The sequence below is a fragment of the Streptomyces sp. NPDC050147 genome (assembly GCF_040660195.1).
Taxonomy (GTDB): Bacteria; Actinomycetota; Actinomycetes; order Streptomycetales; family Streptomycetaceae; genus Streptomyces.
The window spans coordinates 40,084-65,891 of record NZ_JBFALJ010000013.1; the positions used below are offsets into that span (position 1 = coordinate 40,084).

Below are 25,808 nucleotides of genomic sequence, written 5' to 3' on the forward strand. Positions count from 1 at the left end.
GGCCCCGCACCTCGAAAGGTTGCGGGGCCCGCCCTCACAAAAACGCGTACGCGACGCGACTGCCGTCAGATTCAGACGGCGGCCGGGTCCTCCTCGACGAGGAGGTTGCGGGTGCGGTTGCTGTCCAGCGGAATGCCGGGGCCCATCGTGGTGGCCAGGGCGGCCTTCTTGATGTAGCGACCCTTGGCGGCCGACGGCTTCAGACGGAGGATCTCCTCCAGCGCCGCGGCGTAGTTCTCCACCAGCTTGGTCTCGTCGAAGGAGACCTTGCCGATGATGAAGTGCAGGTTCGAGTGCTTGTCGACGCGGAACTCGATCTTGCCGCCCTTGATGTCGTTGACAGCCTTCACGACGTCGGGGGTGACGGTGCCGGTCTTCGGGTTCGGCATCAGACCACGCGGACCGAGCACGCGGCCGAGGCGGCCGACCTTGCCCATGAGGTCCGGGGTGGCGACGACGGCGTCGAAGTCCAGGCGGCCCTTCGCGACCTCGTCGATGAGCTCGTCGGCGCCGACGATGTCGGCCCCAGCGGCTTCCGCGGCCGCAGCACGGTCACCGGTCGCGAAGACCAGGACCCGGGCGGTCTTGCCGGTGCCGTGCGGGAGGTTCACGGTGCCACGGACCATCTGGTCGGCCTTGCGCGGGTCGACACCCAGGCGGAAGGCGACCTCGACGGTGCCGTCGAACTTGGTCGCGGAGGTCTCCTTGGCGAGACGGACGGCCTCGAGCGGGGCGTAGAGCTTGTCCCGGTCGATCTTGGCGTCCGCAGCGCGGAGAGTCTTGCTGCGCTTCACTTCTGCTCCTGTGCGGTTACATCATGCGGCTCCGCCGCGTGACAGGTATGGAGTCGTGGTGTGGACCAGCGCTTGGCCCTACCACTGAGAAAGGTCAGACGGGTAGAGCTCTCAGCCCTCGACCGTGATGCCCATGGAACGGGCGGTGCCGGCGATGATCTTCGACGCGGCGTCCAGGTCGTTGGCGTTGAGGTCTTCCATCTTGGTGGTGGCGATCTCGCGGACCTGCGCCTCGGTGATCTTGGCGACCTTGGTCTTGTGCGGCTCGCCGGAGCCCTTCTCGACACCCGCGGCCTTGAGGATCATCTTGGCGGCCGGCGGAGTCTTGGTGATGAAGGTGAAGGAGCGGTCTTCGTAGACCGTGATCTCCACCGGGATCACCCAGCCACGCTGCGACTCGGTCGCGGCGTTGTAGGCCTTGCAGAACTCCATGATGTTCACGCCGTGCTGGCCCAGCGCGGGGCCGACCGGCGGGGCCGGGTTGGCTGCGCCGGCCTGGATCTGGAGCTTGATAAGCCCCGTGACCTTCTTCTTCTTGGGAGGCATTGCTCTCTCCGGGTCCTAGTGAGAGTTTCCAGCCACCATCCAGTCATCCGGATGGAGGCATACCGCACCACGATAACGGGTATAGTCGCGCGGCCAAAAACCGAGCAGGTCAGACGGGCTTTGGCAGCCCGTCTGACCTGTTCGGAAGCGTGTGTTCCAGAGGAAGCCGCGAGGGCTAGTTCTTCTGGATCTGGTCGAAGCTGAGCTCGACCGGGGTCTCGCGGCCGAAGATCTCGACGAGGCCCTTGACCTTCTTCGAGTCGGCGTTGATCTCGTTGATCGTCGCCTGCAGCGTCGCGAACGGGCCGTCGGTGACGGTGACCGAGTCGCCGACCTCGAAGTCGAGGACCTGGACCTCGACCTTGCGGGACGGAGCCGGCTTGCCCGAGGCCTCGGCGGCCTCGCGGGCCGCCTTCTCCTCGGCCTCGGGGGCGAGCATCTTGACGATCTCGTCCAGGGTCAGGGGGTACGGGTCGTAGGCGTTGCCCACGAAGCCGGTGACGCCGGGGGTGTTGCGGACGACACCCCAGGACTCGTTCGTCAGGTCCATGCGCACCAGGACGTACCCGGGGAGCTTGTTCTGACGGACGGTCTTGCGCTCACCGTTCTTGATCTGCGCGACCTCTTCCTGCGGCACCTCGGCCTGGAAGATGAAGTCTTCGACGTTCAGCGAGACGGCACGCTGTTCGAGGTTGGTCTTCACGCGGTTCTCGTAACCGGCGTAGGTGTGGATGACGTACCACTCACCGGGAAGGGTGCGGAGCTCTTCGCGCAGGGCCACGATCGGGTCGACCGGCTCGGCCTCCTCCTCGTCCTCCGCGGACTCGGTGCCCTCTTCGGTCTCGTCATCGGCGACGGCCTCGGCGTCCTCGTCGGACTCGGCGGCAGCTTCGTCGCCGGCCTCGGCGTCGTCGGCAACCTCGGCGTCGGCAACCTCAGCGTCGTCGTCGGTGGCGGCGTCGTCAGCGGCCTCGGAGTCGGTCTCGACGTGCAGCGCAGACTCTTCGGCGGGTGCGCCCGCGGCGGCGTCGGCAGCCTCGGCCTGGTCCGGGTCCTCGGAGTCCGCCGCCTCGACGATGTCGAGCTGGTCCTCCACGGACTCCGCCGACTCGATGGCGTCGTTCAGGTTCGGGTCAGACACGGTGGCTGCTTCTTCCTGGATACAGAGGGGTGGAACGCGCGAAACGGGCGCCGGGTACGGCGCCCTTCGCTCTCGGCTCAGCCATCGGCTCAGCCGAAGACGTACTTGACGGCCTGGGCGAACCCATAGTCAATCACGGTCACGAGGCCGATCATGATGACGACGAAGACAATCACCACGGTGGTGTACGTCGTGAGCTGACTGCGAGTCGGCCAGACGACCTTGCGGAGTTCCGCGACGATCTGGCGGTAGAAGAGCGCGAGACGGCCGAAGGGGCCCTTCTTGCCGCGCTTGCCGCCCTTGCGGGCCTTCTTCTTGGACTCCGGCGCCTCGTCCTGGGCATCAGGCATGTCGATGGAGCCCACGGCGTCCGTCACTCGTCCTCACCTGATTCCGGGTCGTGGCCGTGCCGCGCCCGGTATGAGCCGCACGGCGGTGCAATGCAGTACGTACATGTGCGCACACATCCTGGTGAGAGGAGTGTGTAGCAGGGCCGGAGGGACTTGAACCCCCAACCGCTGGTTTTGGAGACCAGTGCTCTACCAATTGAGCTACGACCCTTTGATTTCCCCCAACCTACCGCATCCGCCCGGGTGCACAGAGTGCGAGGAGAAGGCGCGGCCGGTGAGGGCCAACGAGCAGTGAGTGTACGTGCTCCGCGGCGCCCCGTCGAACAGAAACGGATCCGGTGGTCTCACAAACCCGTGTGCCGGGGGTCTCTCAGGTCTGGAACGATGGAGCGATGAGCGCTTCCACTTCTCCCACCGAGCGCCGGGTCTCCGCCCGCGTCGGCGCGATCTCCGAGTCCGCGACCCTCGCTGTCGACGCCAAGGCGAAGGCCCTCAAGGCCGCCGGGCGGCCGGTGATCGGATTCGGCGCGGGCGAGCCCGACTTCCCGACGCCCGACTACATCGTCGAAGCCGCCATCGAGGCCTGCAAGAACCCGAAGTACCACCGCTACACCCCGGCCGGCGGGCTCCCCGAGCTCAAGGCCGCGATCGCCGCGAAGACGCTGCGCGACTCGGGGTACGAGGTCGACGCCTCGCAGGTCCTGGTGACGAACGGCGGCAAGCAGGCCATCTACCAGGCGTTCGCGGCGATCCTCGACCCGGGCGACGAGGTCATCGTGCCGGCTCCCTACTGGACGACGTACCCGGAGTCGATCCGTCTCGCGGGCGGCGTGCCGGTCGAGGTCGTCGCCGACGAGACCACGGGCTACCGCGTCTCGGTCGAGCAGCTGGAGGCCGCTCGCACGGAGCGCACGAAGGTCGTCCTCTTCGTGTCGCCGTCCAACCCGACGGGCGCCGTCTACAGCGAGGCCGACGCCGAGGCGATCGGCCGCTGGGCCGTCGAGCACGGCCTGTGGGTCATGACCGACGAGATCTACGAACACCTCGTCTACGGAGACGCGAAGTTCACCTCGCTCCCGGCGATCCTGCCCGAGCTGCGCGACAAGTGCATCGTGGTCAACGGCGTGGCCAAGACGTACGCGATGACCGGCTGGCGCGTGGGGTGGATCGTCGGCCCGAAGGACGTCGTGAAGGCGGCGACGAACCTGCAGTCGCACGCCACGTCGAACGTCTCCAACGTGGCGCAGGCGGCGGCCATCGCGGCCGTCTCCGGCGAGCTGACCGCCGTCGAGAAGATGCGCGAGGCCTTCGACCGGCGCCGCAAGACCATGGTGCGGATGCTGAACGACATCGAGGGCGTGCTGTGCCCCGAGCCGGAGGGCGCCTTCTACGCGTATCCCTCGGTGAAGGGCCTCATCGGCAAGGAGATCCGCGGCAAGCGCCCCCAGGACTCCGTGGAGCTCGCCGCGCTGATCCTGGAGCAGGCCGAGGTCGCGGTCGTCCCGGGCGAGGCCTTCGGGACGCCGGGTTACCTGCGCCTTTCGTACGCCCTGGGTGACGAGGACCTCGTCGAGGGCGTTTCCCGGATCCAGAAGCTGCTGGCCGAGGCGCGCGACTAGGCACCTGCCGGTTTCCCCGGTGCCTGTCGCGCTCCACGCGCGCGTGCGGGCCGTCTCCCCTCTGCGGGGAGACGGCCCGCTTCTTCGTTCGGGGAAGGCCACGAAGGGGGAAAGTGGCTTCCGGGACGCCACGTACGTACGGCAAGATCCTTGAATGGAGCGCGTACGTGACGTAAGAGAGCTGCCGAAGGCCCACCTGCATCTGCACTTCACCGGGTCGATGCGGCCCACGACCCTGCTGGAACTCGCCGACAAGTACGGGGTGCGGCTGCCCCCGGCGCTGACCGGCGGTGAGCCTCCTCAGCTGCGGGCGACCGATGAACGCGGGTGGTTCCGCTTCCAGCGGCTCTACGACATGGCGCGGTCCTGCCTGCGGGAGCCCGAGGACATCCAGCGTCTGGTCCGGGAGGCCGCCGAGGAGGACATCCGGGACGGTTCGGGGTGGCTGGAGATCCAGGTCGACCCGACCTCGTACGCGCCGCGGCTCGGTGGGCTCATCCCGGCCCTGGAAATCATCCTGGACGCCGTCGAGAGCGCCTCGCGGGACACCGGCCTCGGAATGCGCGTGCTCGTCGCCGCGAACCGCATGAAGCACCCTCTGGACGCCCGCACGCTGGCCCGGCTCGCGGTGCGGTACGCCGATCGCGGCGTCGTCGGCTTCGGGCTCTCCAACGACGAACGCCGGGGCATGGCGCGGGACTTCGACCGTGCCTTCGCGATCGCGCGGGACGGCGGCCTGCTCGCGGCGCCGCACGGGGGTGAGCTCAGCGGGCCCGCCTCCGTACGGGACTGCCTCGACGACCTGCACGCGGGACGGATCGGGCACGGGGTGCGGGCGGCGGAGGACCCGCGGCTCTTGAAGCGGCTGGCCGAGCGGGGGGTGACCTGCGAGGTGTGTCCGGCGTCGAACGTGGCCCTCGGGGTCTACGAGAAGCCCGAGGACGTGCCGCTGCGGACCTTGTACGACGCCGGGGTGCCGATGGCTCTCGGGGCCGACGATCCGCTGCTCTTCGGGTCGCGGCTGGCCGCGCAGTACGAGATCGTGCGCAAGCACCACGCCTTCGACGACAGCGACCTGGCCGAGCTCGCCCGGCAGTCGGTGCGCGGCTCGGCCGCTCCCGTCGACGTACGGGAGAAGCTGCTTTCGGGCATCGAGGAGTGGCTCAGCGGCTGATGCCCGCGAGGAGGGTGCGGGCGAGGGCGGCGGCGAACTCCTCGACGGGCTGCGGAGGTTGCCTGCCGATGGTGGAGTCGTAGGCGAAGGCGCGCTGTGCGCAGGCGCCCAGGAGGAGCGAGGCGGCCGCGAACGTGTCGGCGTCGCGTGCGATCCGGCCGGCGTCGCGTTCGGTACGGAGGTAGGCGTCCAGGGCCTCGATGGGCATGTGCGGACCTGTACCCATCTCCCGCATGGAGTCTTCGTGGCGTCGCTTGAGCTTGGTCTCGGCGTAGAGGGACGCGGCGATCGGGAAGCTCTGGGCGTAGAAGTGGCTGGCCAGGCGGGCGATCTCGGCGAGGTTCTCCTCTACGGGGCGCTCCCCCGGGTCCTCGGCGAGGCGGCGCAGGAGCGGGCCGAGGCGGGGCAGCCGTTCCTGGAGGACGCCGACGAACAGCTCCTCCTTGCTCGCGAAGTGCTTGTAGAGGGCCGCTTCGGAGCAGCCCGCCGCCTTGGCGATCTCCTTGGTGGTGGCACGCGCGAGACCGATGGTGAGCATGAGGTCGTGCGCCGCGTCGAGGATGCGGGCCCGGGTGGGCTTCTGCTGCATGTGCCGTCCAACCAACCTTGACGAAGAGGTGAGCGCCTACTCACCCTAAGGGTGAGTGAATACTTACCCACCTTGGGAGGGTGCGCCATGAAGCTCACGGTGTTCGGTGCGACCGGCGGTGTCGGCGGGGAGATCGTCCGGCAGGCGCTCGCGGCTGGCCACGAGGTCACGGCGGTCGTGCGTGACCCCTCGCGGCTGAGGGCGAGGGGAGAGGGCCTTGAGGTGTTCCGGACCGACCTGACGGACTCACAGTCCCTGCGGGCGGCGGTGGCCGGACGGGACGCGGTCCTTTCGGGGCTGGGGGCACGCAAGAAGGCCGACGCGGGGATCACGACCACGGTCACGCGGTCGGTCGTGCGCGCGATGGAGGCCGAGCGGGTGCGCAGGCTGGTGGTGGTGAGCGCGTCTCCGGTGGGCCCTTCGCCCGAGCGCCAGTCGCTGGTCGACCGGATCGCGGGTGTCCTGATCAGCAAGATCCTGAAGCCGGTGTACGACGATCTGCGCGCCATGGAGGCGGATCTGGCGAGCAGCGAGACGGACTGGACGTCTGTCCGCCCGCCGAGGCTTCAGGACAAGCCGGCCACGGGGGTCTACCGCCGGGTCGTCGGGGGCACGCCGCCCAGCGGGCGGTTCATCGGCAGGGCCGACGTGGCGCACGCGATGCTGGCGGCGGTCGACGACCTGTCGACGGTGAAGCAGGGAGTGGGCGTCGCCTACTAGCAGCCATCAGAGGAGCCCATCACGACTTCAGAGACTGACGCCCACCGTCACCGGCTCGTTGACCAGCGTGACCCCGAAGGCGTCCCGCACACCGGCGACGACCTCACGGGCGAGGGCCAGCAGGTCCTCCGTGGTCGCGCCGCCGCGGTTGGTCAGGGCGAGGGTGTGCTTGGTGGAGATGCGGGCCGGGCCCTCTCCGTAGCCCTTGGTGAAGCCCGCCTTGTCGATGAGCCAGGCGGCGGAGGTCTTCACGCGGCCGTCCTCCGTCGGGAAGGCGGGGGGCGCCACGTCAGGGCCGAGACGGTCCACCACGCGCGCGTGGAAGGCGGTGAACTCCTCCTCCGTGAGGATCGGGTTGGTGAAGAAGGACCCGGCCGACCAGCTGTCGTGGTCCTCGGGGTCAAGCACCATGCCCTTGCCCGCGCGCAGCTTCAGGACGGTCTCACGGGCGACGGCCGCGGAGACCCGGTCGCCTGCCTGGACACCGAGGGTGCGGGCCGTCTCCGGGTACTTGAGGGGGGCGCTCATCCCTTGAGCGTCCTCCAGCGCGAAGCGCACGCGCAGCACCACGAAACGGTCGGGCTCGGCCTTGAAACGGCTGTGACGGTACGAGAAGTCGCACTCGGCGTTCGTGACGGTGACCGTCTCGTGGCTCTTCCTGTCGTACGCGATCACTTCGGTGATGGTCGACGAGACCTCCTGGCCGTACGCCCCCACGTTCTGGATCGGCGTCGCACCCGCGGAGCCCGGAATCCCGGCGAGGCACTCGATGCCGGCGAGACCGGCCTCCACGACGCGGGCCACCGCGTCGGTCCACACCTCTCCGGCCGCCAGCTCCAGCCTCGTGCCGTCGAGTGCGAAGCCCTTCGTGGCGATGCGCAGAGCGGTGCCGTCGAAGCCCTTGTCTCCGATGACCAGGTTCGAGCCGCCGCCGATGACCAGCAGCGGGGTGCCGGAGTCGTCGGCTTCGCGGACGGCGGCGATCACCTCGGCGTCGGTCGTCGCGGTGATCAGGCGGGCCGCGGGGCCGCCGAGCCGGAAGGTGGTCAGCGGGGCGAGGGGGGCATCGTGGAGTTCCTGCACGTGCTCAAGAGTACGGTCCGTGGCTCCGCCGCTCGGGCGGGGCCACGGACCGTGGGGTGAGGGCGGTCGGATCCGGTTCAGACGCCCGCCGACGTGCGCTCGTCGGCGGCGGCCGGCACGGCACCGCCCTGTTTCTCGGTCGCGGTCGTCCGCCCCGGGAGCAGGGCGGCGGCCACCGCGCCCACTCCGACAAGCGCGGCGCCGGCCCACAGCGCGGGCACCAGGCCGTCCACGAAGTACTGGCCGGTGTCGTAGCCGCCCTGGGCGGAGAAGACCGCGGCGAGGATCGCGATGCCGAGGGCGCCGCCGACCTCCCGCAGGGCGTTGTTGGCGCCGGACGCGATGCCCTGCTCGGACGGGCGGACGCTGGACATCACCAGGCTCGCGGCCGGGGCGAAGTACAGCGCCATGCCGACCCCGCTGATGATCAGGGCGGGCAGCTGGGCGGCGTACGACACATCGGTCTTCACCACGGCCGCGAACCAGGCCAGGCCGACGGCCTGGAGCGCGAGGCCCGCGGTCACGACGGGACGGCCGCCGATCCGGTCCGAGAGGTAGCCCGCGATGGGCGCGACGAGCATCGGCATGCCGGTCCAGGGGAGCATCCGCAGGCCCGCCTCGGTGGGCGAGTAGCCGACGACGATCTGCAGGAACTGGCTGAGCAGGAAGATCGAGCCGAACATTCCGACGAACATCAGCAGGCTCGCTGCGTTGATCGCCGAGAACGCGCGGCTACGGAAGAGGCGCATCGGCAGCATCGGGTTCTCGGCGCGTATGCCGTGGCGCACGAAGAGGGCCAGGAGCGCGCCGCCGCCGATCAGACCGATGAGCACGGTGGCACTGGCCCAGCCGTCGATGTTGCCGCGGATCAGCGCGTACACGATGCCGAAGAGCCCGCCGCTGGCCAGCAGCGTCCCGGTGATGTCGAGCGGCGCTCCGGTGCCGTACGACTCGGAGAGCCGCAGCCGGGCCAGCGGCAGCAGCGCGACGCCGAGCGGAACGTTCAGCCAGAAGATCCACTGCCAGGACACGTGCTCGGTGAGGCTGCCGCCGACGAGCGGACCGCTGGCGACCGCGAGACCGTTGACGGCGCCCCAGATCCCGTACACCATCCCGCGCTTGGCCACCGGCACGGCAGCCGTCAGCAGGGTCAGCGTCAGCGGCATCATGATCGCGGCGCCGACGCCCTGGACCGCGCGGGCGGCGACCAACGCCTCGATGCCGGGCGCGAGGGCCGCGGCGGCTGAGGCTCCGGTGAAGACCGCGAGTCCCGCGATGAAGAGCTTGCGGCGCCCGAAGCGGTCGCCGAGGGCCGCGCCGAACATCAGCAGTACGGCGAAGGTGAGGGTGTAGGCGCTCACCGTCCATTCGAGGTCGTGCAGCGCTCCCCCGAAGTCCTCGCGGATGGCGGGCAGGGCGGTGGTGACGACGAGGTTGTCGAGGGCCGCCATGAATCCGGCGACGCTGGTGATGGCGAGGGCCCAGGCCGCTTGCCCGCGCCGTGCTGGTTGCTGTGACATTGCTTCCCCTGTGGTTAGTTATTGATGACTAACTTCCGTGGGCACAGAAAGAACGCACCCCCATGACGCGGACGCGCCAACTCACTGCTCGGATTGCGCCGAGACGCGAAAGCCGGTCCACACCCGGTGCTCGGGCCGGAAGCCCATCGACACGAGGACGTTGATCAGCATCCCGTACGCAAGAAACTGCGTCGCCTCCCCGACGTCCGCCCCCAGCGCGAGGCGCACCGTGTCGTACATCTCCATCCAGCCGGCCCGCAGCGCCTCGCCGAACTCCCGGTCACCGGACGCCTCCGCGGAGGCGACAGCGACGTACATCTGCATCTGCATGAGGAGTTTGTCCGGATCATCGGCGATGAGTGCTTGGTAGGCCTCCCCCATGGCACGCAGGGCCTGCTCCCCCTCGAGCCCTTCGGCCGCCTTCCGGAAGACCTCGGTGACCTCCTGGCAGCAACGCCGGGACGCGGCGAGGAAGATGGCTTCCTTCCCCGGGAAGAGGCGGAAGAGATACGGCTGCGAGACACCCACACGCTTGGCGATCACGTCGGTGGACGTCCCGTTGTAGCCACCGCGGGCGAACTCGATCATCGCCGCGCGAATGACGCTCTCGCGCCGCTCCTCTGCACTCATCCTGACCATGGGATTAAGTTAGTGGCCAATCACTATCTAAGTCAATCGGTCCTCACCGAACGAGCTGCGCACGAGTGACGAGCGTACGAGTAAGGGGCACCCGCTACGGGCGGGTGCCCCTTACTCATTCACGCCTACGGCGATCAAGCGAGCTGAACCACCGCGCGCGACATGCCAAGCACCTTCTGATCCCCGCTCATCGCCACCAGGTCCACCCGGACCCGGTTGTCGTCGAGCTTCACGGCGACCTTCGCACTGACCTCTATCAGCGCGCCCTTGTCGTCGTTCGGGACCACGACGGGCTTGGTGAAACGCACGCCGTACTCGACCACGGCGGCTGGGTCGCCCACCCAGTCGGTGACGACCCTGATCGCCTCGGCCATGGTGAACATGCCGTGCGCGATGACGTCCGGGAGGCCGACCTCGACCGCGAACTTCTCGTTCCAGTGGATCGGGTTGAAGTCACCGGAAGCGCCCGCGTAGCGGACGAGCGTGTCACGCGTCACAGGAAAGCTCTGGGCCGGCAGCTCGGTGCCGACCTCGACGCTGTCGTACGAAATCTTGGCGGTCATCGCGTCACGCTCCCTCTGCCGCAGGCGCCGCCGCACGCGCGACGAGCTTCGTCCAGGCGGTCACGACATGTTCGCCGGCCTCGTCGTGGACCTCGCCGCGGATGTCCAGGATGTCGTTGCCCGCCATCGACTTGATGGCCTCGATGGTCGAGGTGACCGTCAGCCGGTCTCCCGCACGCACCGGGCGCGTGTACGCGAACTTCTGGTCCCCGTGCACGACGCGGCTGTAGTCGAGCCCCAGCTGCGGGTCCTCGATGACCTGTCCCGCGGCCTTGAACGAGATGGCGAACACAAAAGTCGGCGGGGCGATCACATCAGGGTGCCCGAACGCCTTGGCGGCTTCCGCGTCGTTGTACGCGGGGTTGGCGTCGCCCACCGCCTCGGCGAACTCACGAATCTTCTCCCGGCCGACCTCATAGGGATCGGTGGGCGGGTAGGACCGCCCCACGAAGGACTGGTCGAGCGCCATGGACTCGGTACCTCCTGCACGTATGGATCGCGTACGGATCACGTATGGACAAACGACGCGAGGCCGCCCCCAGAACTCGGGGACGGCCTCGTGTACGAGCCTGTGTCTAGCGCGTTTCGCGGTGCGCAGTGTGCGCGTTGCAGCGCGGGCAGTGCTTCTTCATCTCAAGACGGTCCGGGTCGTTACGCCGGTTCTTCTTGGTGATGTAGTTCCGCTCCTTGCACTCCACGCAGGCCAGCGTGATCTTCGGGCGGACGTCTGTGGCAGCCACGTGAGTGCTCCTTGACGGACGGATGGACGGATGAACGCAAAAAAATAGTAGCCGATCGAAGGTCCGACCCCACAATCGGCTACCAATTCAGTAGCGGTGACCGGACTTGAACCGGTGACACAGCGATTATGAGCCGCTTGCTCTACCGACTGAGCTACACCGCTGTAGATGCCGGATCCCCTCGCCCGAAGGCGAGGATCACTCAACATCAGAGCCCCAATGCGGAATCGAACCGCAGACCTTCTCCTTACCATGGAGACGCTCTACCGACTGAGCTATTGGGGCGAGCGATGAAGACATTACACGGTCGGCCGCCGATCGCCCAAATCCGTTTCGCCAGGGCTGTCCGGGGGCATCTCGGCAGGCGTCCCGGCCGCCTCACCACGTCACTTCGGCGCCTCGCGCCACACCGGTTCGGCGGCTCGTACGGCGCCCGCTCGCAGCCCCCACCACGCCTCTCCCGAGCCGCACACCACACCGGTACGACTATTCCGCTCCTCCTCGAAGAGGGCCGGTCGTCGCCCTAGGCTCGACCCACTCTGCGTGATCTTGGACGTTTTCGTCCCGGCCACCTCCGTCCCGGACGACGCCACGCCCCCGCAGCCGCCCCCGAACCTCAGGAGCGCGATGCCCGACAGCCAGCCGCAGCCCCACTCCTCCGGGCCGTCCGGCTCATCCGGCTCATCCGGCTCCTCAGGTGACGGCACCGAAGCCTCCGCGCTGCTCCTCTGCGGCGCCCGGCTGACCGACGGCCGGACCGTGGACGTGCGGCTCGACTCCGGGCGCATCGAAGCGGTCGGCACGGCGGGCAGCCTGACCTCGCACGCCACGCGCGTGGACCTCGCCGGATACCTCCTGCTGCCGGCCGCCGCCGAACCGCACGCGCACACCGACACGGCACTGTCCGCGGACGCGGAAGGCCCGGTCTCGTACGAGCTCGCCGATGTCCAGCGCCGGACCACCGAAGCCGCCCTGCTGCAGCTCGGGCACGGCGCGACGGCGCTGCGCTCGCACGTGCGGATCGGTGACCTCCCCGGGCTCACGTCGATGGAGGCGGTGCTGCAAGCGCGCCGTTCGCTGCGCGGTCTGGTCGACCTGACGGCCGTGGCCGTGCCGCGCCTGCTGACCGGAGTGGCCGGCGCCGACGGGCTCGCGATGCTGCGGGACGCCGTGAAGATGGGCGCCTGCGTGGTGGGCGGCTGCCCCGACCTGGACCCCGATCCGACCGGGTACGTGGAGGCCGTGCTCGAGGTCGCCGCCGAGCACGGCTGCCCCGTCGACCTGCACACGGACGGCAGCGACCCGGCGCGGCTCGGGCGGCTCGCGGCGATGGCGGGCGGGCTGCGGCCCGGGGTCACGATCGGGCCGTGCGGCGGGCTCGGGCGGCTGCCGTCGGACGTGGCCGGGCGGACCGCGGAGCAGCTGGCGGCGGCCGGTGTGACGGTGGTGTGCCTGCCGCAGGGCGGGTGCGCGAGCGTGGACCGGCGGGGCGCGGTGGCTCCGGTCCGGCTGCTGCGGGCTGCGGGGGTGCGGGTGGCCGCGGGGAGCGGGGCCATGCGGGACGTGTCGAACCCCGTGGGGCGCGGGGATCCGCTGGAGGCCGCCTATCTGCTGGCCTCGCGGTGCGGGCTGCGGGCCGAGGACGCGTACGGCACGGTCAGCTCGGCGGCGCGGGCCGCGATGGGGCTCGCCCAGGTCCGGGTGGAGGCGGGCTTCCCCGCCGAGCTGCTCGCGGTGCGGGGCGAGCATCTCGCGGGGGCGCTCTCGCTCGCGTACAGCCGCATCGTGGTGCACCGGGGGCGCGTGGTGGCACGGACGAGCGCGGTGCGGGAGTACTGCGACTCGGCGGCCGCCGCGGCGCTCGATCTGCCACGGCAGGGCCGCGCCAAGGGGGGCGGTCCGGGACGGCCGTAGGGCGCGGAACCGTCGTGAGGGCGGGCGACGCCTCCTGACGCGCACCCGCGTGCGCGGGGCGATCATGCGGGTGCTGTCGTACGGTCGGAGGCATGCGCATTGTCATCGCTGGAGGTCATGGTCAGATCGCGCTGCGGCTCGAGCGGTTGCTCGCCGGGCGGGGTGACGAAGTCGTCGGGATCGTCCGCAGAAGCGGGCAGGAGGCCGATCTGCGGGAGGCCGGTGCCGAAGCGGCGCTGTGCGACCTGGAATCGGCGTCCGTCGACGAGGTCGCCGGGCTTCTGGAAGGCGCCGACGCGGCCGTCTTCGCGGCGGGCGCGGGGCCTGGCAGTGGCGCCGACCGCAAGAACACCGTGGACCGCGACGCCGCCGTGCTCTTCGCCGACGCGGCAGAGCGCGCGGGCGTGCGGCGCTACGTCGTCGTGTCGTCGATGGGCGCGGACCCCGCGCACGAGGGCGACGAGGTCTTCGACGCCTATCTGCGTGCCAAGGGCGAGGCCGACGCGTCCGTACGCGGCCGCAAGGCCCTGGACTGGACGATCCTGCGCCCCGGCATGCTGACGGACGACGCGGGCACCGGTCTCGTGCGCCTGGAGGCGTCGACCGGACGCGGGCCGATCCCGCGTGACGACGTGGCCGCGGTCCTCGCCGAGCTCGTCGACTCGTCGGCGACGGCGGGCCTGACCCTGGAGCTGGTCAGCGGGTCCACGCCGGTGTCCGTGGCGGTCAAGTCCGTTGCGGGCAACTGACGTCCGCTCCTTTACGGGGAGCTGACGCCCGTACGGCGAAGTCGGTCTTCTGAGGGATGTCCCGCGTGCGGGGCGGTGGTTGGCTTGAACTGCCGCCTACGCCCTACGTGAGGAACGCCATGCCCGCTTCCGATGTGCCCGCCGCGCACGAAGCCCTCTTGCGGCAGATGTACGCCGTCTTCAGTACCGAAGAGCGCGATGCGTTCATCTCCCGCTCCCTGGCCCCCGACGTGGACTGGCCGAACCTCTTGGACAACACCCGGGCCCGCGGCATCGCGGCGGTCCGCGCGTACTGGGCACGGCAGTTCGCGGTGATGCACCCGCTGGTGCACCTGGAGCGGCTACGGCTCGACGACGACGGGCGGCGGGTCGTGGCGACCGTGCGGCCCGGGCTGCGGGACGAGACGGGCGACCACTGGGCCCCGACGACGGTCGAACACGTCTACACGTTCCGGGACGACGGTCTGGTGAGCCGGATGGACGTCCGGCAGCCGTGACACCGACCACAGCCCTGCGTCAGACGCCCTGTAGGGCCGTGAGAGCGCCTCAGAAGAGGGGGAGCTGGCCGGGGAAGTCCGGGACCGCGTAGCCGTCCAGAGCGGGCTGTGCGGCGCCCAGCAGCGCCTGCCTGCGCGAGCCGGGGCAGGAGACGAGATCGCCGCTGCCGTGCCGGCCCGGCGGATCATGGCGCGCGAACCGCCCTCCGACGACCGCGATCTCACGGCGGCACTCGGGGCAGTTCCTGCGGCGCGACGGGGAGGGCGCGGGTGGCATCGACGACATGTCCTCAGCGTACGAAAAGACCCCCTCCGGCTTGCGTTTCCGCAAGACCGGAGAGGGTCTCCTTCGTGTGGCGGCGCCAGGATTCGAACCTGGGAAGGCTGAGCCGGCAGATTTACAGTCCCCTCGGCTTGAGCCGCCTGACCTGCGGCTTGCCGCTGCTGCTGAGCCTGTGCCCCACAGGGGCCCCACTGGGCCGAATTTCAGTCGTCCCGGACGCCCCGTCAGACGCTGCGCTCCAGGACGGGACGTGGGCGTCGACCGGGCGGGGGTGGCCGGTAGCCGGGTGGCGAGGCGAGATGCTCGCAGACCCCGGCGTACTCGGGAAACGCGACGCCTAGTTCCATCTCCATGGCAGGGAAGAACTGCTTGGCCTCTGGCGACTGGCCCGTTGTCTGCCATCTGTAGCCGGGGCCGTCAGCGAGCGCCCGGCGGATCAAGCGCCGACCAAGACCCTGCCGGTGGTGGTCGATGTCGATGGAGATCTTGTTAATGCTGCCGATGCGGCACTCATCGCACACCACCCACACCAGCCGACCTATGTCGTACCCATCGCGGTCGAACATCCGAAGGTCCCGGTGTCCAGTCGGGCGTTGCGGCGCCCAGTACAGGAACCGCACTTCCTTGTGCTGCGTGGTCAGCAGGATCCATCGCCACCGGAGTGACGAGAGGTACTCGGGTACGGGCGGTGTCACCGGCTTCTCCTCGGATCTGGACTCGAGAGCAACGGAACTGCGTTGACGCAGAGACAGTGCTCCCATCCGAGCCATGGCACACATGGTGCCCACGTCATCGACAGCGGGTAGGCGAAAACCGACCACGCCTCACCCCGACCTTGAGAACCTCAGGAGGTTCGCTCATAGACGCAACCGGAAGCAGCGCGGCCCTTGCCCGTTACGCTGGTACGCACCACCTGAGAACGGAGAGTGCTCCACGGATGGGACCGAAGTCGACCAAGGCGTACAACTTGATTCGTGCTCGGATCGCCTCTGGCGAGTACGCCGCCGGTAAAAAGATCCCTTCGGAGCGAACACTCGAAGAGGACAAGGAACTCGACATCCGCCGTACGGCGCTGCGCCAAGTGCTGGCCCGGCTCGTATTCGAGGGTGTCCTAGAGGTCCACGGCCGGAGTTCGTACCGGGTCCCCGGGGGCGTGAGTGTCGAGACTCCCGAAGGGCTGGAGCCCTGGATCATCCACGGCGAGCGGGACCTCTACGACAACCGCTGGGTCAAGCTCCAACTCTGGGACGTGGAACCGCCCGGCATGAAGCGCTTTGAGCATCACGTGGTGAAGCTCCACCACGTAGCTGTCACTGCGGTTCTGGACGACCAAGACCGAGTGCTGATGATGTGGCGATACCGCTTCGTCCCGCAGCAGTGGGGATGGGAGCTCCCGGGCGGCATCGTGGACGAGGGTGAGGATCCTGCAGCCACGGCACTCCGAGAAGTCGAGGAAGAGACCGGGTGGCGCCCGAAGTCTGTGGACCACGTCGTCACCTATCAGCCCATGGTCGGCATGGTCGACTCGCCACACGAGATCTTCGTTGGCCACGGTGCAGAGCAGATTGGCGCTCCGACTGACCTCGAAGAGGCGGGCCACATCGAGTGGGTACCACTGGCCGACATTCCGGGGCTCATGGCCCGCGGTGAACTCATGGGCTCTGGAACCCTCGTGGCCTTGCTCCACATCCTCGCGAGTCGGCGGAAGTAGGGGGTCACAGCCGCTCGCTGAGCCGGTCGACACGGCGGCGCTGCCGCACCGAACCGGTGCGGCTCGCCAGTAGTCGCGCCTTCCTCAGATTGGTCCTCGCGTCGTCGTACTCGGCTCGTGCCAAGTGAGCTTGAGCGAGGTCCGTGTGGAGTCCGGCCTGTGCACGGACAAAGGTCGGATCCACCACCTCTAAAGCTCCGTACAGGCTGGTCACCGCGTCGGCATCACCCATCAGGCCAAGGACGTTTCCTCGCCATCGGGCGAGGTGACCGCCGTTCAAAAAGATGCTCAGCATGTCCGGGTCTCTGTCCTCAGAGCCCGACGGGATACTCGCCGCCGCCGCATCGAGCGCGCGTCGGCAGTCGTCAGGCATACCGGCATGGGCGCACAACTCTGCTTCAGCGGCGTACAGCCACGCCCACAGTCGGGGCGATCCGCCCTGACCAAGCACGCGTTGGGCGTCACGGACCAGCTCCAGACCGAGCGACGGCCGTCCCGCCTCGCAGAGTACGTACGCCTGCTCACCCATCGCATGCGCGAGATACATCGGAGCCTCAGCGTCACGTGCTGCCCGCTTGGCGAGTTCGTAGTGCTTCCAAGCCCGTTCGACTGCCCCTGAGTCGATCGCCTGCCATGCGGCCAACGTCGACGCCCCGGCGAGGGCCAGCGCCACCGGTCGGCGCGCACTCGGGAGCACCGCGAAGTTCAGCGCGTCCTCAAGAGCTGCGAGATGCCCCGTCATCTGGTCCACGAGACCAGCGGCGCCCATCTGACGATCCATGGTGCGCAGAAGCTCGGTCTGATCATTGAAGGTCTTCACCATGGATTCCCCGACCCCGTGGGCAGAGTCGATCCGGCTCAGCAAGTCGTCGTACCCATCGGCCATCGACGGAGCGATAGCAGGCGGGCCGCCCCTCAACTCCGTGTCTGTGATCCCGAGAAGTTGCCGCAGGATCGCCGCGTAACGGTCTGAGATGGTGCGCTTGCCGTTCTCCCACTCGGACACGTACACACGCAGACTCGCGGTCGAGGCGACGTCGGTGAGGTGACGTCGCGCGTATCCCTCGATCTCGCGAATCAGTTGCTCCTGAGACCAGCGTCGCGCCGTTCGTGCGCTCCGAAGTCCTGCACTCACAGGCCACCGCCCGGCGATAGGTCCACTCACTGACCTTCCCAGCATGCCTCACATCGCCGCAGGTCAACAGGGGTTAACAGCACAGGAGTTAAGTCCTGTTGGCTACCGGAACCCCTTCCCGAACCGGTCTTCTGTAGATGCACCGCAGGGGGCAATCGCCACTCGAACCGGCGAAGCCCCTTGACTCTGGTGCGCACCAGTTGCATGCTTCTGGTGCGCACCAGATGACGGACCTCGCGTCCGTCGGTGGTGCACAACCAGGAGCCCCGCATTGGACGGGGGGAGGCGACCCGGCGCCTTGTCATTAACCGGAGGGCTTAGACCGAAAGGTCACGTCTCCATACGCCTACAACGGGAGCTCACGCTCCCAAAGGAGACATGCACTTCCGCCCCGGGATCCAGCCGCGAGGGCGCGAGATCGAATCTCGCCCGGGGCACTGCGGTCGCACTCGCTGACCGCATCGCCGCTCTCTGAGCGGCTTCCTCCTAACGGCGCGCACCCCCGGAGCTGTCACTCCGGGGGTGCTGTTTGGGCCGTTGCTACCTGCTAGGGAGAACACGACCCATGGATCACATCGTCACTGTTCAGGACGCTGTTACCGCCTTCGAGCCGTGGATGGAGCCCACGGCCGCTGAGCTGGACGCCATCGAACTGGAGATGCCCGTCATTCTGGCGGACGTCGACCTGTTGGACGCGCAGATCATCACGTTGGACCGCACGCCGAACGAGCTGGACGCACGGCGCCTGCGCCGCGCCCGCCGCAAGGCCCTCGCCGCCCGCGTCACGCTCGCCAACACCGCCACGGTGCTGCCGGGGGTGGGCGCGTGAGTGCCATCGAGTCGAAGCTGACGGCCGCGCACGCTGAAGTAAAGGCCGAGATCGCCCGGACCGACACCAAGACCAGTCTGCTGCTCGCCTTCGTCGGCGCGCTGCTCGCCGGAACCTGGACCGTCGCCAAGGACGCGCCCCTGACCGCCCCCGCCTACGCGGTGGGCGGACTCGGTACGGCGCTGCTGCTCGCCGCGGCGGGCCTGCTGCTGGCATCAGTCCGCCCGAACCTGGGTGGCCGTCACGGATTCCCGCTGTGGGCGACGCTGAGCGCCGAGGAGATCACCACCCATTTGGCCGAGGACCGGCGTGCACGGGACATCGCCGGACTGTCCCGTATCGCGGTGGCCAAGTTCACCACGCTGAAGCGGGCGGTCGACCTGACCCGCGCGGGCGGGGCCCTGCTCATCCTGGCGGCCCTGATCGCGGTCGGGGGTGGGCTGGCATGAACCGCACCGGAAAGATCCTCCTGATCACCGCGCTGGTCGCAGTGGTCGGCATGGCGTTTCGCGTCTCGTGGAACGCGCTGCGGGACATCGCGAACGCGGTCGGCGCGGACGCCACGGCCGCGACGCTCTACCCGTTCGTGGTCGACGGCCTGATGGCGCTCGCCCTGGTCGCCACGCTCGTCCTCGCCGGGCAGGATCGGACGTTCGCGCTGCGCGTGCTTGGCACCTACACGCTCGCCTCGCTGGTCCTCAACTACGTGCACGGCCTCGTTCCCGAGTTGCACGGCCGCACGGTCGACTGGGGTCGGCTCGCCGACTGGGACCCCGCCAACTGGGCGCTCGTGCTGCTGGCGACGTCGCTGCCGGTCGGGTCGATCTACTTCGGATCGGATCTGGTCGCCAAGGTTCTCCACCACCGCCCGGCTCCGATCGTCCCTCCGAGTATGAATGCGGAGGAATCGACTGAGATCGTGAGTAATCGGTCTACCGCTGACCTCGCCGAATCCACTCGGGAGCCGGTGGCGGTGAACCGGGTCGCGATGCCGACCCCGGTACCTGTCGGGTTCCTCAAGTCGGCCATGCCGCTCAAGCCCGTCCGGACGATCGAGCCGACGCCGGTGGCATCGGTCGAGCCGCGTGCGGTGGCCGCTGAGTCGACCCGACCGCGTCGGGCAACCGGCCGCGTTCCCGACGTCGCCCGATCGCCCCGCCCCAAGCGCACCCCCGACGAGCTGCTCGATGAGGCGCGCACCGCGACGGCCGATTGGCCGGACACGAAGCTGACGGCCGAAGGTATCCGGCTGGCGGTGCACACGTCACCGAAGAACGCCCGGACGTTGCGCGAGGCCCTGCGGGCGGAGCGCGCTGAGGCGGTGGCCTGATGGGCGCCCGCTCGCTGGCCCGGTACTTCGACCCCGACGGCGAGAAGTACGGCATCCCCACCTACCCGATCAAGTGCGCGCCCGAAGGGCTGGCGACCCGCTCCCAGCTCCGTGCGCGAGGGCTGCGGCCCGGCGGGCAGGACGTCGCGGCCCAAATGCTGTGGCGCTACCCGCGCGGCGTCGGCGTCGCCTACCTCTACCGCCTCGACCAGGCCAAGCCTGTACGCCCGATGACCCCCGCCCGGTGGCGTGCGCATGAGGCGATGATGCGGCCCCGCCGCATCTGCCCGCGCTGCGGCATCGACGCCGGATACGTCATCCGCACCTCCCATGGCGCCTGCGAAGCCTGCATCTACCTGGAAGAACACTCCGCCGCGCTCTCCATCTACCAGTCCTAGGAGTTTGGACATGGGCAAGCCCGATACCCGCCGCATCGACCGTGAGATCCGGCAGACGACTCGCAAGCTCGAAGCCGCGCAGGGGCGCCAGATGTGGCCGCTGACGGGCCGCGAGCGGCGTGCCATCCTCGCCGCCGCCACGAGTGGCTCGTACGAGGTTGCGCGCCACCGCAGCGGAGCCCGCAGCGAGGAGAAGGCCGACACCGCCTGGAACGCGGCCACGACCCGCCTTCAGGCGGAGATCGCCGCCTTGCAGGTCGAGCGGCAGCGCATCGTGAACGAGGCCGCCACCGCCAAGGCCGCCAAGACCTCGAAGAAGTCGTCGGGGTGGTGGTGAGCATGGCCGCCAAACCGGCGCCTCCCGGTGAGTGCCCGCAGTGCTGGCAGCACGCCCACGACAAGAGCATCCACCGCCGCTTGGGGCCGCGTGAGGACTGCCCGCAGTGCATCGCCCACCTGGTCGGCGGCTGCCCCTCTCTCGTGCCTAAGAAGAAGTCGAGTTGGCGGTGAGCAGGGACCAGCGTTGCCCCGCCGCGCATCCGGAAGACCCCACGCTCTGCGTCGGCCCGGTCGTGGTGACGGTCCTGGACGCGGTCAACGCAGGGGCCGACGGGTGTGAGCACCACGGCGCCCGGTTGCTGGCCTCCCTCGATGGTGGACGCGTCTACGCCCTGCCCGACGCCCCGTCCGGCGCCGCGATTCGCGTCTTCACGGCCGCTGCCGGGACCCGCCCGTTCTGCTGGGTTGAGGGTCCGCGCACCGAGCCGTCGCAGCTCAGCGACATCGAGAACCGGGCCCGTCGGGCCCGCTGACCTGTGCCGGGGTGGCCGCCCCTGCCACGGACCCGGCCACCCCGGCACTCCCTCAACTCCCGCCCCGATCGGGGCAGTCAGGAGAACCCTCAGCATGTCCGAGAACGTCGTTCACCTGCACAAGACCCCCGAACCGCCCACAGCCGACGCCACCCCCAACCTCACCCTGGTTCCCGAGCCCACCGCCGCGCCGGTCGTGCCGCTGTGGGTGCGCTCCGGGCGGGCCATACGGCAGGTGTCCACTCACGAACGGACCAAGGGCGCGGGCCGGTTGGCGGTCCGCCACACCATGTACGTGGCAGGCGGCACGCGGATCGTGTCCCGCCGTGCCTGGGATGGCCGCACGGCCTCCCGCTACGAGCGCATGCTCCGGGCGGCCGAAGCTGCCGGGAACTACGAGGTGGCGGCCGAGTGGGAGGAGCGCGGGCGTCAGTTCCGCGCTGCCCGCCACCAGCGGCGTATGGACCTGCTGCGCTCGCCGGTGGATGCGGCCAAGGGCGTCGCGGTCGGCACCGGCATGGGCATCGGCGGTCTGGTCGCGCTCGGGGTGGCGCTGGCGATCGCCAACGAGGACGTGACCGACGTCGTCACGCCGCTCATGGCCGTGATCGGGCTTATCAAGCTGCTGATCACGATCGTCACCGTTGTGTGGGGGCCGCTGGTCACGCTCGGCCCGTTCGTGGCGCTGCTCGCGCTGTGGGGCGTGGGACGGCATCAGCAGGCCGCCCCGAACTGGGCGCTGCCCGAGCGGGTCCGCAACGGCGACGGGGAGCCCATCACTCCGTCGATCGTGGTCAAGGCCCTGCGGGATCTGGGCGTGCCCGCGCTGCGCAACGCCATCAAGGAGATGGGCGATGCCGGCGCCTCCATGCTCGGCCCGATCACGATCGCCGGATGCGGGGTGGAAGTCGACGTCACGCTTCCCTCCGGGGTCTCCACGAACGAGGTTCAGCAAAAGCGCCGCAAGCTGGCGGAGAACCTGACCCGGCACAAGCACGAGGTCTTCATCACCATCCCGGAAGCGGCCCGCACGGTCCGTCTGTGGATCGCCGACTCCGGGGCGCTGGATGAGCCGATCGGCCCGTCTCCTCTGGTCACCGACGACACGGCGACCTCGAACTACAAGACCGGCAAGGCGCCGTGGGGGCAGGATCTGCGCGGGGATGCGGGCCTGCTGAGCTTGTATCAGCGCCATGTGCTGGTCACGGGTCGATCGAACCAGGGCAAGACCGCCGCCCTGCGGGCCCTCGCCCTGTGGCTGGCGCTGGACAAGTCGGTGCAGTTCTGGCTTGCCGACCTCAAGGGCATCGGCGACTGGAAGTGGCTGGACGGCATCGCCGGGGTCATGATCGAGGGGCCGACCGACGACCACGTCATCCAGGCCACCGAGATGGTCGAGGACGCGGTGGACGAGATGAACCGCCGTGTCGAGGCCCGCCGCACCGATCCCGACGTGGTCTTTCCGCCGCTCATCGTGATCGTGGACGAGGCGCAGGTAGCGTTCATGTGCCCCGCCATCGGCGAGGACAAGCGCCCCTACGGCGGCTCCAAGGCCACCTCCCGCTACTTCATGGCCGTCCGCAAGATTCACAACCAGGGCCGTGCCGTTGACGTCCTGATGTGGCAGGGCACCCAGGACCCCACCGACCAGAACCTGCCCAAGCTGGTCCGCGAGGGCGCCCACACGCGCGCCTCGCTCGTGCTGGGCACCGAGTCGCAATCCCGCATGGCGCTGGGAGACAAGGCCGTGGACGACGGAGCTGCCCCGCACGAGCTGCGCCAGGGCCTGGACAAAGGGACGTTGGTCGTCGCCTCCGACGGCATCGACATCCCCCAGGGCCAGTCGTCCATCACGGTGCGCACGCACTACATCGACGACCAGGCCGCCGACGCCATCGGCGCCCGCGCCAAGATGCTCCGTGACGGAGTCACCACCCTGCACGTCGTCGAACGCGGCGAGAAGCGCGACCCGCTCACCGACATCGCCGACGTGCTCGGCACCGCCCCGCGGCTGCTCACCCAAGACGTCCTCAAGCGCCTCGCCGCGCTCGACGAAGACGCCTACGGCGCCTGGTCGTTCAGCGACCTCACGCGCGTGCTGGACGGCACCGGCGCCGAGCCCTACAAGTCCGACGGCCGCATGGCCATCGCCGCCGACCGCCTCACCCGCGCCCTCGCCAACCGCGACGGAGACGGTTCCGCTTCCGCTTCCGCCGCGAAGTAGAGGGAGGCGGACCCCGTCGGGGCAGGGAGGCAGGGAGAACTCCCTAACCGCCTCCCTGACTCGCCTCCCTGGCCCTGACCTGCACAAATGATCGTTCAGGGAGGCAGGGAGGCCCGCAGGTCAGGCCCCTGAAACCCCCTCCACACGCCGCAGGGCAGGGGGTGCCTCCGCCTCCCTGCCCCCACCCCGGAAGGGATTCCGCATGCACTCCGACACCACCCCTGAAACGGTCCCCGTGGGCCCCGGTCTGAGTGAGGTTCAGGCCGAGACCGAAGCGCGACGGATCATCGCCGACGCCTACCGGCCCACCGCCTACCGCGACACCACCCCCGTGCCCGCCCACGGCGACGCACCGGCCGTCGCCCAGCCCGGACGGCCCCCGATGAGCCAGGGCGCCACCGACGCCAGCGTGCTCATGCTCGCCGGAGGCACCACCACCGCCATGGTCGGCGGCACAGCCGCCGTACTCATGTACGTGTCCCAGTTCGCCGACCCGATCGTCTGCGGCCTCGTGTTCGGCGCACCGACCGCGCTCGTGCTCGCCCTCGCCCGGCTCGCCAAGCGCGCCAAGCCCGCCCCGGACATCCACCACCACTACCAGGGCCCCGTCTACCAGGACCGGCGCAACGTCCACAGCCGCACCAACGGCGTGTGGGCCAAGACCAACAACCGGGAGATCTAGCGTGCGGTTCTACCTGACCACTCACAAACGCCACTGGGTCCGCCTCACCGGGGTGCCGCTGTTCTTGAAGTCCGCGCACTTTGTGGAGGCGGTGAAGCTGCCGCAGGCTCTTGGCCGGTACGCGGTCGACTCCGGCGGCTTCTCGGAGCTCCAGCAGCACGGCCGCTGGACCCGCACCCCGCGCCAGTACATCAACGACCTCTACCGCATCTGGGAGGGCGTTGGCCCCTTCGACTGGGCTGCACCTCAGGACTGGATGTGTGAGCCGCTCATCATCCGCGGCGGACAGGCAGGCCCCCTCGTGTTCGCCGGTACTCACCTGAGCGTGGCTGAGCACCAGCGCCGAACTGTCGCCAACTACCTGGGATTGCGCTCCATGGCCCCCGAACTGCCGATCATCCCGGTGCTTCAGGGCTGGGAGATGGCCGACTACGAGCGCTGCGTGGCGCTCTACGAGCGCGCCGGTATCGACCTCACGCGGGAACCGACGGTCGGACTCGGCTCCGTCTGCCGACGCCAGTCCACCCGCGAGGGCGCCGCCATAGTCACCGCCCTGGCCGCTCACGGCCTGCGGCTGCACGGCTTCGGCTTCAAGACGCTGGGCCTTGCGCGAGTGGGCCACCTGATGGCCTCCGCGGATTCCCTCGCCTGGAGCTCCCACGCGCGCCGCCGCCCGGCCATGGACGGCCACACCCACAAGAACTGCGCCAACTGCATCGACTACGCGCTGGGGTGGCGCACCCGCGTCCTTGCGGCCCTGCCGTCCTGGCAACAGCCCCTTCTCGACGCAGCCTAGCTACGCCAAGGGCGGCCCCCGCATCTCGCCAAAGAACGGGGCCGCCCTTGCCAACCAGCATCCACCGACGGAACTGGAGACCTCCAGCATGACGCAACCCATCGACGTCCGGCGAGCCCCCGCCCGCGCGGACGGCGTGAACGAGCACCTGCGCACCGCCCTGAGCCTCGCGGTATCCGGCCTCCCCGTGCTGCCGCTACGGGTCGGCAAGGTGCCCTTTGGCAACTGCCGCACCTGCGCGCGCAACGCGTGCGGCGGGCGGCCGAACATGAAGACGCCCGGCCCCTGCACCTGCCCGGCGCCCTGCCACGGCTGGGCCGCCGCCACCACCGACCCCCGGGCCATCAACTCGCCTGCCTGGGTGCGGGCGTGGCGGGAAGCGGCAGCGGTGGCCTATCACCCCGGCGGCGCTGGCCTCACCGTCGTCGACCTCGACAGCGCGGAAGCCATCGCGTGGGCGCGTGCGAGCCTGCCCGCCACGCGCACGGTGCCGACGACCCGTGGCGAGCACTGGCTCTACCAGGGCGCCATGCAGTCCGCCAACGCCGTGCGGCCCGGCGTCGACATCAAGTCGTCCATGCAGTACGCCCGGTGGCTCGGTCCGGGCACCGGCACCATCACGGCACTCCCGGACGTCGTGCGCGCGCTGACCGTGAAGGAACCTGCCACAGTCCGACCGGTGGCCGTCACGGTGCCCGCACGGGGTGGGAACGGGCAGTGCCCTCACCGCACGCCGACCTATCTGGAGCGTGGCCTCGCCATGGCCGAGCAGCGCATCACCCAGGCCCGCAGCGCGGTGCACGCCACCGTCTACCGCACGTTCCTCGCGGTGCTGTCCGTCCATGGCCGGTGCGGCTGCCTCACCGACGCCCACGCCGCGCGGCTGTTCACCGCCGCGCAGGCCAAGGGCGAATCCGTCCGGCACTGCACCGACGCGTGGACCAACGCCCGCACCGCACTGGGGATGTGA

General features: G+C 69.5%; 32 protein-coding genes and 3 tRNA genes. 18 read left to right on the forward strand and 17 right to left on the reverse strand.

Going from position 1 to position 25,808, the window contains the following annotated elements; all coding sequences use genetic code 11:
• Positions 1-71: 71 nt before the first annotated feature.
• The 5 genes from rplA to AB0I94_RS20880 form a co-directional block, all read right to left on the reverse strand.
• Positions 72-794 (reverse strand): 50S ribosomal protein L1, encoded by a 723-nt coding sequence (rplA, locus tag AB0I94_RS20860; protein ID WP_363212698.1) that lies wholly within the window; start codon positions 792-794, stop codon positions 72-74.
• A 111-nt stretch (positions 795-905) separates the two neighbouring features.
• Positions 906-1,340, reverse strand: coding sequence for a 50S ribosomal protein L11 (rplK, locus tag AB0I94_RS20865; protein ID WP_355803871.1), 435 nt, complete (start codon positions 1,338-1,340; stop codon positions 906-908).
• A gap of 175 nt (positions 1,341-1,515) precedes the next feature.
• Positions 1,516-2,481 (reverse strand): transcription termination/antitermination protein NusG, encoded by a 966-nt coding sequence (nusG, locus tag AB0I94_RS20870; protein ID WP_363311059.1) that lies wholly within the window; start codon positions 2,479-2,481, stop codon positions 1,516-1,518.
• Between the two features lie 89 nt (positions 2,482-2,570).
• Complete coding sequence (gene secE / locus AB0I94_RS20875; protein ID WP_363311060.1) at positions 2,571-2,858, reverse strand: preprotein translocase subunit SecE; 288 nt, start codon at positions 2,856-2,858, stop codon at positions 2,571-2,573.
• Between the two features lie 111 nt (positions 2,859-2,969).
• A tRNA-Trp gene (locus tag AB0I94_RS20880) sits at positions 2,970-3,042 on the reverse strand.
• A gap of 181 nt (positions 3,043-3,223) precedes the next feature.
• Between AB0I94_RS20880 and AB0I94_RS20885 the strand changes: the two genes are divergently transcribed.
• Together AB0I94_RS20885 and AB0I94_RS20890 are read left to right on the forward strand one after the other, a co-directional pair.
• Positions 3,224-4,450 carry a pyridoxal phosphate-dependent aminotransferase gene (locus tag AB0I94_RS20885; RefSeq protein ID WP_363311061.1) on the forward strand — a complete coding sequence of 409 codons (1,227 nt, stop codon included), beginning with the start codon at positions 3,224-3,226 and terminating at the stop codon, positions 4,448-4,450.
• 154 nt (positions 4,451-4,604) lie between these two features.
• Complete coding sequence (locus AB0I94_RS20890; protein ID WP_363311062.1) at positions 4,605-5,624, forward strand: adenosine deaminase; 1,020 nt, start codon at positions 4,605-4,607, stop codon at positions 5,622-5,624.
• Here the strand turns inward: AB0I94_RS20890 and AB0I94_RS20895 are convergent.
• Complete coding sequence (locus tag AB0I94_RS20895) at positions 5,614-6,213, reverse strand: TetR/AcrR family transcriptional regulator (protein ID WP_363311064.1); 600 nt, start codon at positions 6,211-6,213, stop codon at positions 5,614-5,616. The two genes, AB0I94_RS20890 and AB0I94_RS20895, sit on opposite strands and share 11 nt — an antisense overlap.
• A gap of 87 nt (positions 6,214-6,300) precedes the next feature.
• On the opposite strand from AB0I94_RS20895, the gene AB0I94_RS20900 reads away from it, so the two are divergent.
• A complete protein-coding gene (locus AB0I94_RS20900) occupies positions 6,301-6,933 on the forward strand; it encodes an SDR family oxidoreductase (RefSeq protein WP_363311065.1) in 633 nt (210 codons plus the stop codon).
• A 27-nt stretch (positions 6,934-6,960) separates the two neighbouring features.
• Here AB0I94_RS20900 and AB0I94_RS20905 read toward each other — a convergent pair whose 3' ends face one another.
• The 8 genes from AB0I94_RS20905 to AB0I94_RS20940 all read right to left on the reverse strand — a co-directional run bounded on the left by AB0I94_RS20905 (position 6,961) and on the right by AB0I94_RS20940 (position 11,763).
• Positions 6,961-8,088, reverse strand: a complete 1,128-nt coding sequence (locus AB0I94_RS20905) for a UDP-N-acetylmuramate dehydrogenase (RefSeq protein WP_363311222.1) — start codon at positions 8,086-8,088, stop codon at positions 6,961-6,963.
• A gap of 5 nt (positions 8,089-8,093) precedes the next feature.
• A complete protein-coding gene (locus AB0I94_RS20910; protein ID WP_363311066.1) occupies positions 8,094-9,536 on the reverse strand; it encodes a DHA2 family efflux MFS transporter permease subunit in 1,443 nt (480 codons plus the stop codon).
• 81 nt (positions 9,537-9,617) lie between these two features.
• Positions 9,618-10,175: a TetR/AcrR family transcriptional regulator gene (locus AB0I94_RS20915; protein WP_363311067.1), complete on the reverse strand. Its 558-nt coding sequence runs from the start codon at positions 10,173-10,175 to the stop codon at positions 9,618-9,620.
• Between the two features lie 134 nt (positions 10,176-10,309).
• Positions 10,310-10,738, reverse strand: coding sequence for a MaoC family dehydratase (locus tag AB0I94_RS20920; RefSeq protein WP_363311068.1), 429 nt, complete (start codon positions 10,736-10,738; stop codon positions 10,310-10,312).
• Between the two features lie 4 nt (positions 10,739-10,742).
• A complete protein-coding gene (locus AB0I94_RS20925) occupies positions 10,743-11,207 on the reverse strand; it encodes a MaoC family dehydratase N-terminal domain-containing protein (protein ID WP_363311069.1) in 465 nt (154 codons plus the stop codon).
• Between the two features lie 106 nt (positions 11,208-11,313).
• On the reverse strand, positions 11,314-11,478 hold the full coding sequence (gene rpmG, locus AB0I94_RS20930) for a 50S ribosomal protein L33 (protein ID WP_004571794.1): 165 nt from the start codon (positions 11,476-11,478) through the stop codon (positions 11,314-11,316).
• 91 nt (positions 11,479-11,569) lie between these two features.
• Positions 11,570-11,642: transfer RNA gene (locus AB0I94_RS20935), tRNA-Met, on the reverse strand.
• 48 nt (positions 11,643-11,690) lie between these two features.
• A tRNA-Thr gene (locus tag AB0I94_RS20940) sits at positions 11,691-11,763 on the reverse strand.
• Between the two features lie 342 nt (positions 11,764-12,105).
• Between AB0I94_RS20940 and AB0I94_RS20945 the strand changes: the two genes are divergently transcribed.
• The 3 genes from AB0I94_RS20945 (at position 12,106) to AB0I94_RS20955 (ending at position 14,638) form a co-directional block, all read left to right on the forward strand.
• Positions 12,106-13,392: an amidohydrolase family protein gene (locus tag AB0I94_RS20945; RefSeq protein ID WP_363311223.1), complete on the forward strand. Its 1,287-nt coding sequence runs from the start codon at positions 12,106-12,108 to the stop codon at positions 13,390-13,392.
• 92 nt (positions 13,393-13,484) lie between these two features.
• On the forward strand, positions 13,485-14,141 hold the full coding sequence (locus tag AB0I94_RS20950; RefSeq protein ID WP_363311071.1) for an NAD(P)H-binding protein: 657 nt from the start codon (positions 13,485-13,487) through the stop codon (positions 14,139-14,141).
• Between the two features lie 119 nt (positions 14,142-14,260).
• On the forward strand, positions 14,261-14,638 hold the full coding sequence (locus AB0I94_RS20955; protein ID WP_363311072.1) for a nuclear transport factor 2 family protein: 378 nt from the start codon (positions 14,261-14,263) through the stop codon (positions 14,636-14,638).
• A gap of 49 nt (positions 14,639-14,687) precedes the next feature.
• Here the strand turns inward: AB0I94_RS20955 and AB0I94_RS20960 are convergent, their stop codons facing one another.
• Positions 14,688-14,924 (reverse strand): hypothetical protein, encoded by a 237-nt coding sequence (locus AB0I94_RS20960; protein WP_363311073.1) that lies wholly within the window; start codon positions 14,922-14,924, stop codon positions 14,688-14,690.
• A gap of 221 nt (positions 14,925-15,145) precedes the next feature.
• Positions 15,146-15,616 carry a hypothetical protein gene (locus AB0I94_RS20965; protein ID WP_363311074.1) on the reverse strand — a complete coding sequence of 157 codons (471 nt, stop codon included), beginning with the start codon at positions 15,614-15,616 and terminating at the stop codon, positions 15,146-15,148.
• A gap of 242 nt (positions 15,617-15,858) precedes the next feature.
• On the opposite strand from AB0I94_RS20965, the gene AB0I94_RS20970 reads away from it, so the two are divergent.
• Entirely contained in the window at positions 15,859-16,632 is a 774-nt protein-coding gene (locus AB0I94_RS20970; protein ID WP_363311075.1) for an NUDIX domain-containing protein, read from the forward strand.
• A 4-nt stretch (positions 16,633-16,636) separates the two neighbouring features.
• On the opposite strand, the gene AB0I94_RS20975 is transcribed toward AB0I94_RS20970, so the two are convergent.
• Positions 16,637-17,644, reverse strand: coding sequence for an XRE family transcriptional regulator (locus tag AB0I94_RS20975; RefSeq protein WP_363311076.1), 1,008 nt, complete (start codon positions 17,642-17,644; stop codon positions 16,637-16,639).
• A gap of 688 nt (positions 17,645-18,332) precedes the next feature.
• On the opposite strand from AB0I94_RS20975, the gene AB0I94_RS20980 reads away from it, so the two are divergent.
• The 11 genes from AB0I94_RS20980 (at position 18,333) to AB0I94_RS21030 (ending at position 25,808) form a co-directional block, all read left to right on the forward strand.
• Complete coding sequence (locus AB0I94_RS20980) at positions 18,333-18,596, forward strand: DUF6284 family protein (RefSeq protein WP_363311077.1); 264 nt, start codon at positions 18,333-18,335, stop codon at positions 18,594-18,596.
• Entirely contained in the window at positions 18,593-19,045 is a 453-nt protein-coding gene (locus AB0I94_RS20985; protein WP_363311078.1) for a Pycsar system effector family protein, read from the forward strand. Before AB0I94_RS20980 ends, AB0I94_RS20985 begins: the two co-directional genes overlap by 4 nt.
• The gene (locus tag AB0I94_RS20990; protein ID WP_363311079.1) at positions 19,042-19,926 is read left to right on the forward strand and encodes a DUF2637 domain-containing protein; all 885 of its coding nucleotides are present in this window, start codon (positions 19,042-19,044) and stop codon (positions 19,924-19,926) included. The genes AB0I94_RS20985 and AB0I94_RS20990 overlap by 4 nt, the downstream gene beginning before the upstream one ends.
• Entirely contained in the window at positions 19,926-20,324 is a 399-nt protein-coding gene (locus AB0I94_RS20995; protein WP_363311080.1) for an RRQRL motif-containing zinc-binding protein, read from the forward strand. The genes AB0I94_RS20990 and AB0I94_RS20995 overlap by 1 nt, the downstream gene beginning before the upstream one ends.
• A gap of 10 nt (positions 20,325-20,334) precedes the next feature.
• On the forward strand, positions 20,335-20,661 hold the full coding sequence (locus AB0I94_RS21000; RefSeq protein ID WP_363311081.1) for a hypothetical protein: 327 nt from the start codon (positions 20,335-20,337) through the stop codon (positions 20,659-20,661).
• 2 nt (positions 20,662-20,663) lie between these two features.
• Positions 20,664-20,834 (forward strand): pRL2-8, encoded by a 171-nt coding sequence (locus tag AB0I94_RS21005; RefSeq protein ID WP_363311082.1) that lies wholly within the window; start codon positions 20,664-20,666, stop codon positions 20,832-20,834.
• On the forward strand, positions 20,831-21,136 hold the full coding sequence (locus AB0I94_RS21010) for a hypothetical protein (protein ID WP_363311083.1): 306 nt from the start codon (positions 20,831-20,833) through the stop codon (positions 21,134-21,136). The genes AB0I94_RS21005 and AB0I94_RS21010 overlap by 4 nt, the downstream gene beginning before the upstream one ends.
• Positions 21,137-21,230: 94 nt before the next feature.
• Positions 21,231-23,360, forward strand: coding sequence for an FtsK/SpoIIIE domain-containing protein (locus AB0I94_RS21015; RefSeq protein ID WP_363311084.1), 2,130 nt, complete (start codon positions 21,231-21,233; stop codon positions 23,358-23,360).
• A gap of 202 nt (positions 23,361-23,562) precedes the next feature.
• Positions 23,563-24,042 (forward strand): hypothetical protein, encoded by a 480-nt coding sequence (locus AB0I94_RS21020; RefSeq protein WP_363311085.1) that lies wholly within the window; start codon positions 23,563-23,565, stop codon positions 24,040-24,042.
• 1 nt (position 24,043) lies between these two features.
• On the forward strand, positions 24,044-24,838 hold the full coding sequence (locus tag AB0I94_RS21025; RefSeq protein ID WP_363311086.1) for a hypothetical protein: 795 nt from the start codon (positions 24,044-24,046) through the stop codon (positions 24,836-24,838).
• Positions 24,839-24,926: 88 nt separating this feature from the next.
• Positions 24,927-25,808: a bifunctional DNA primase/polymerase gene (locus AB0I94_RS21030; RefSeq protein ID WP_363311087.1), complete on the forward strand. Its 882-nt coding sequence runs from the start codon at positions 24,927-24,929 to the stop codon at positions 25,806-25,808.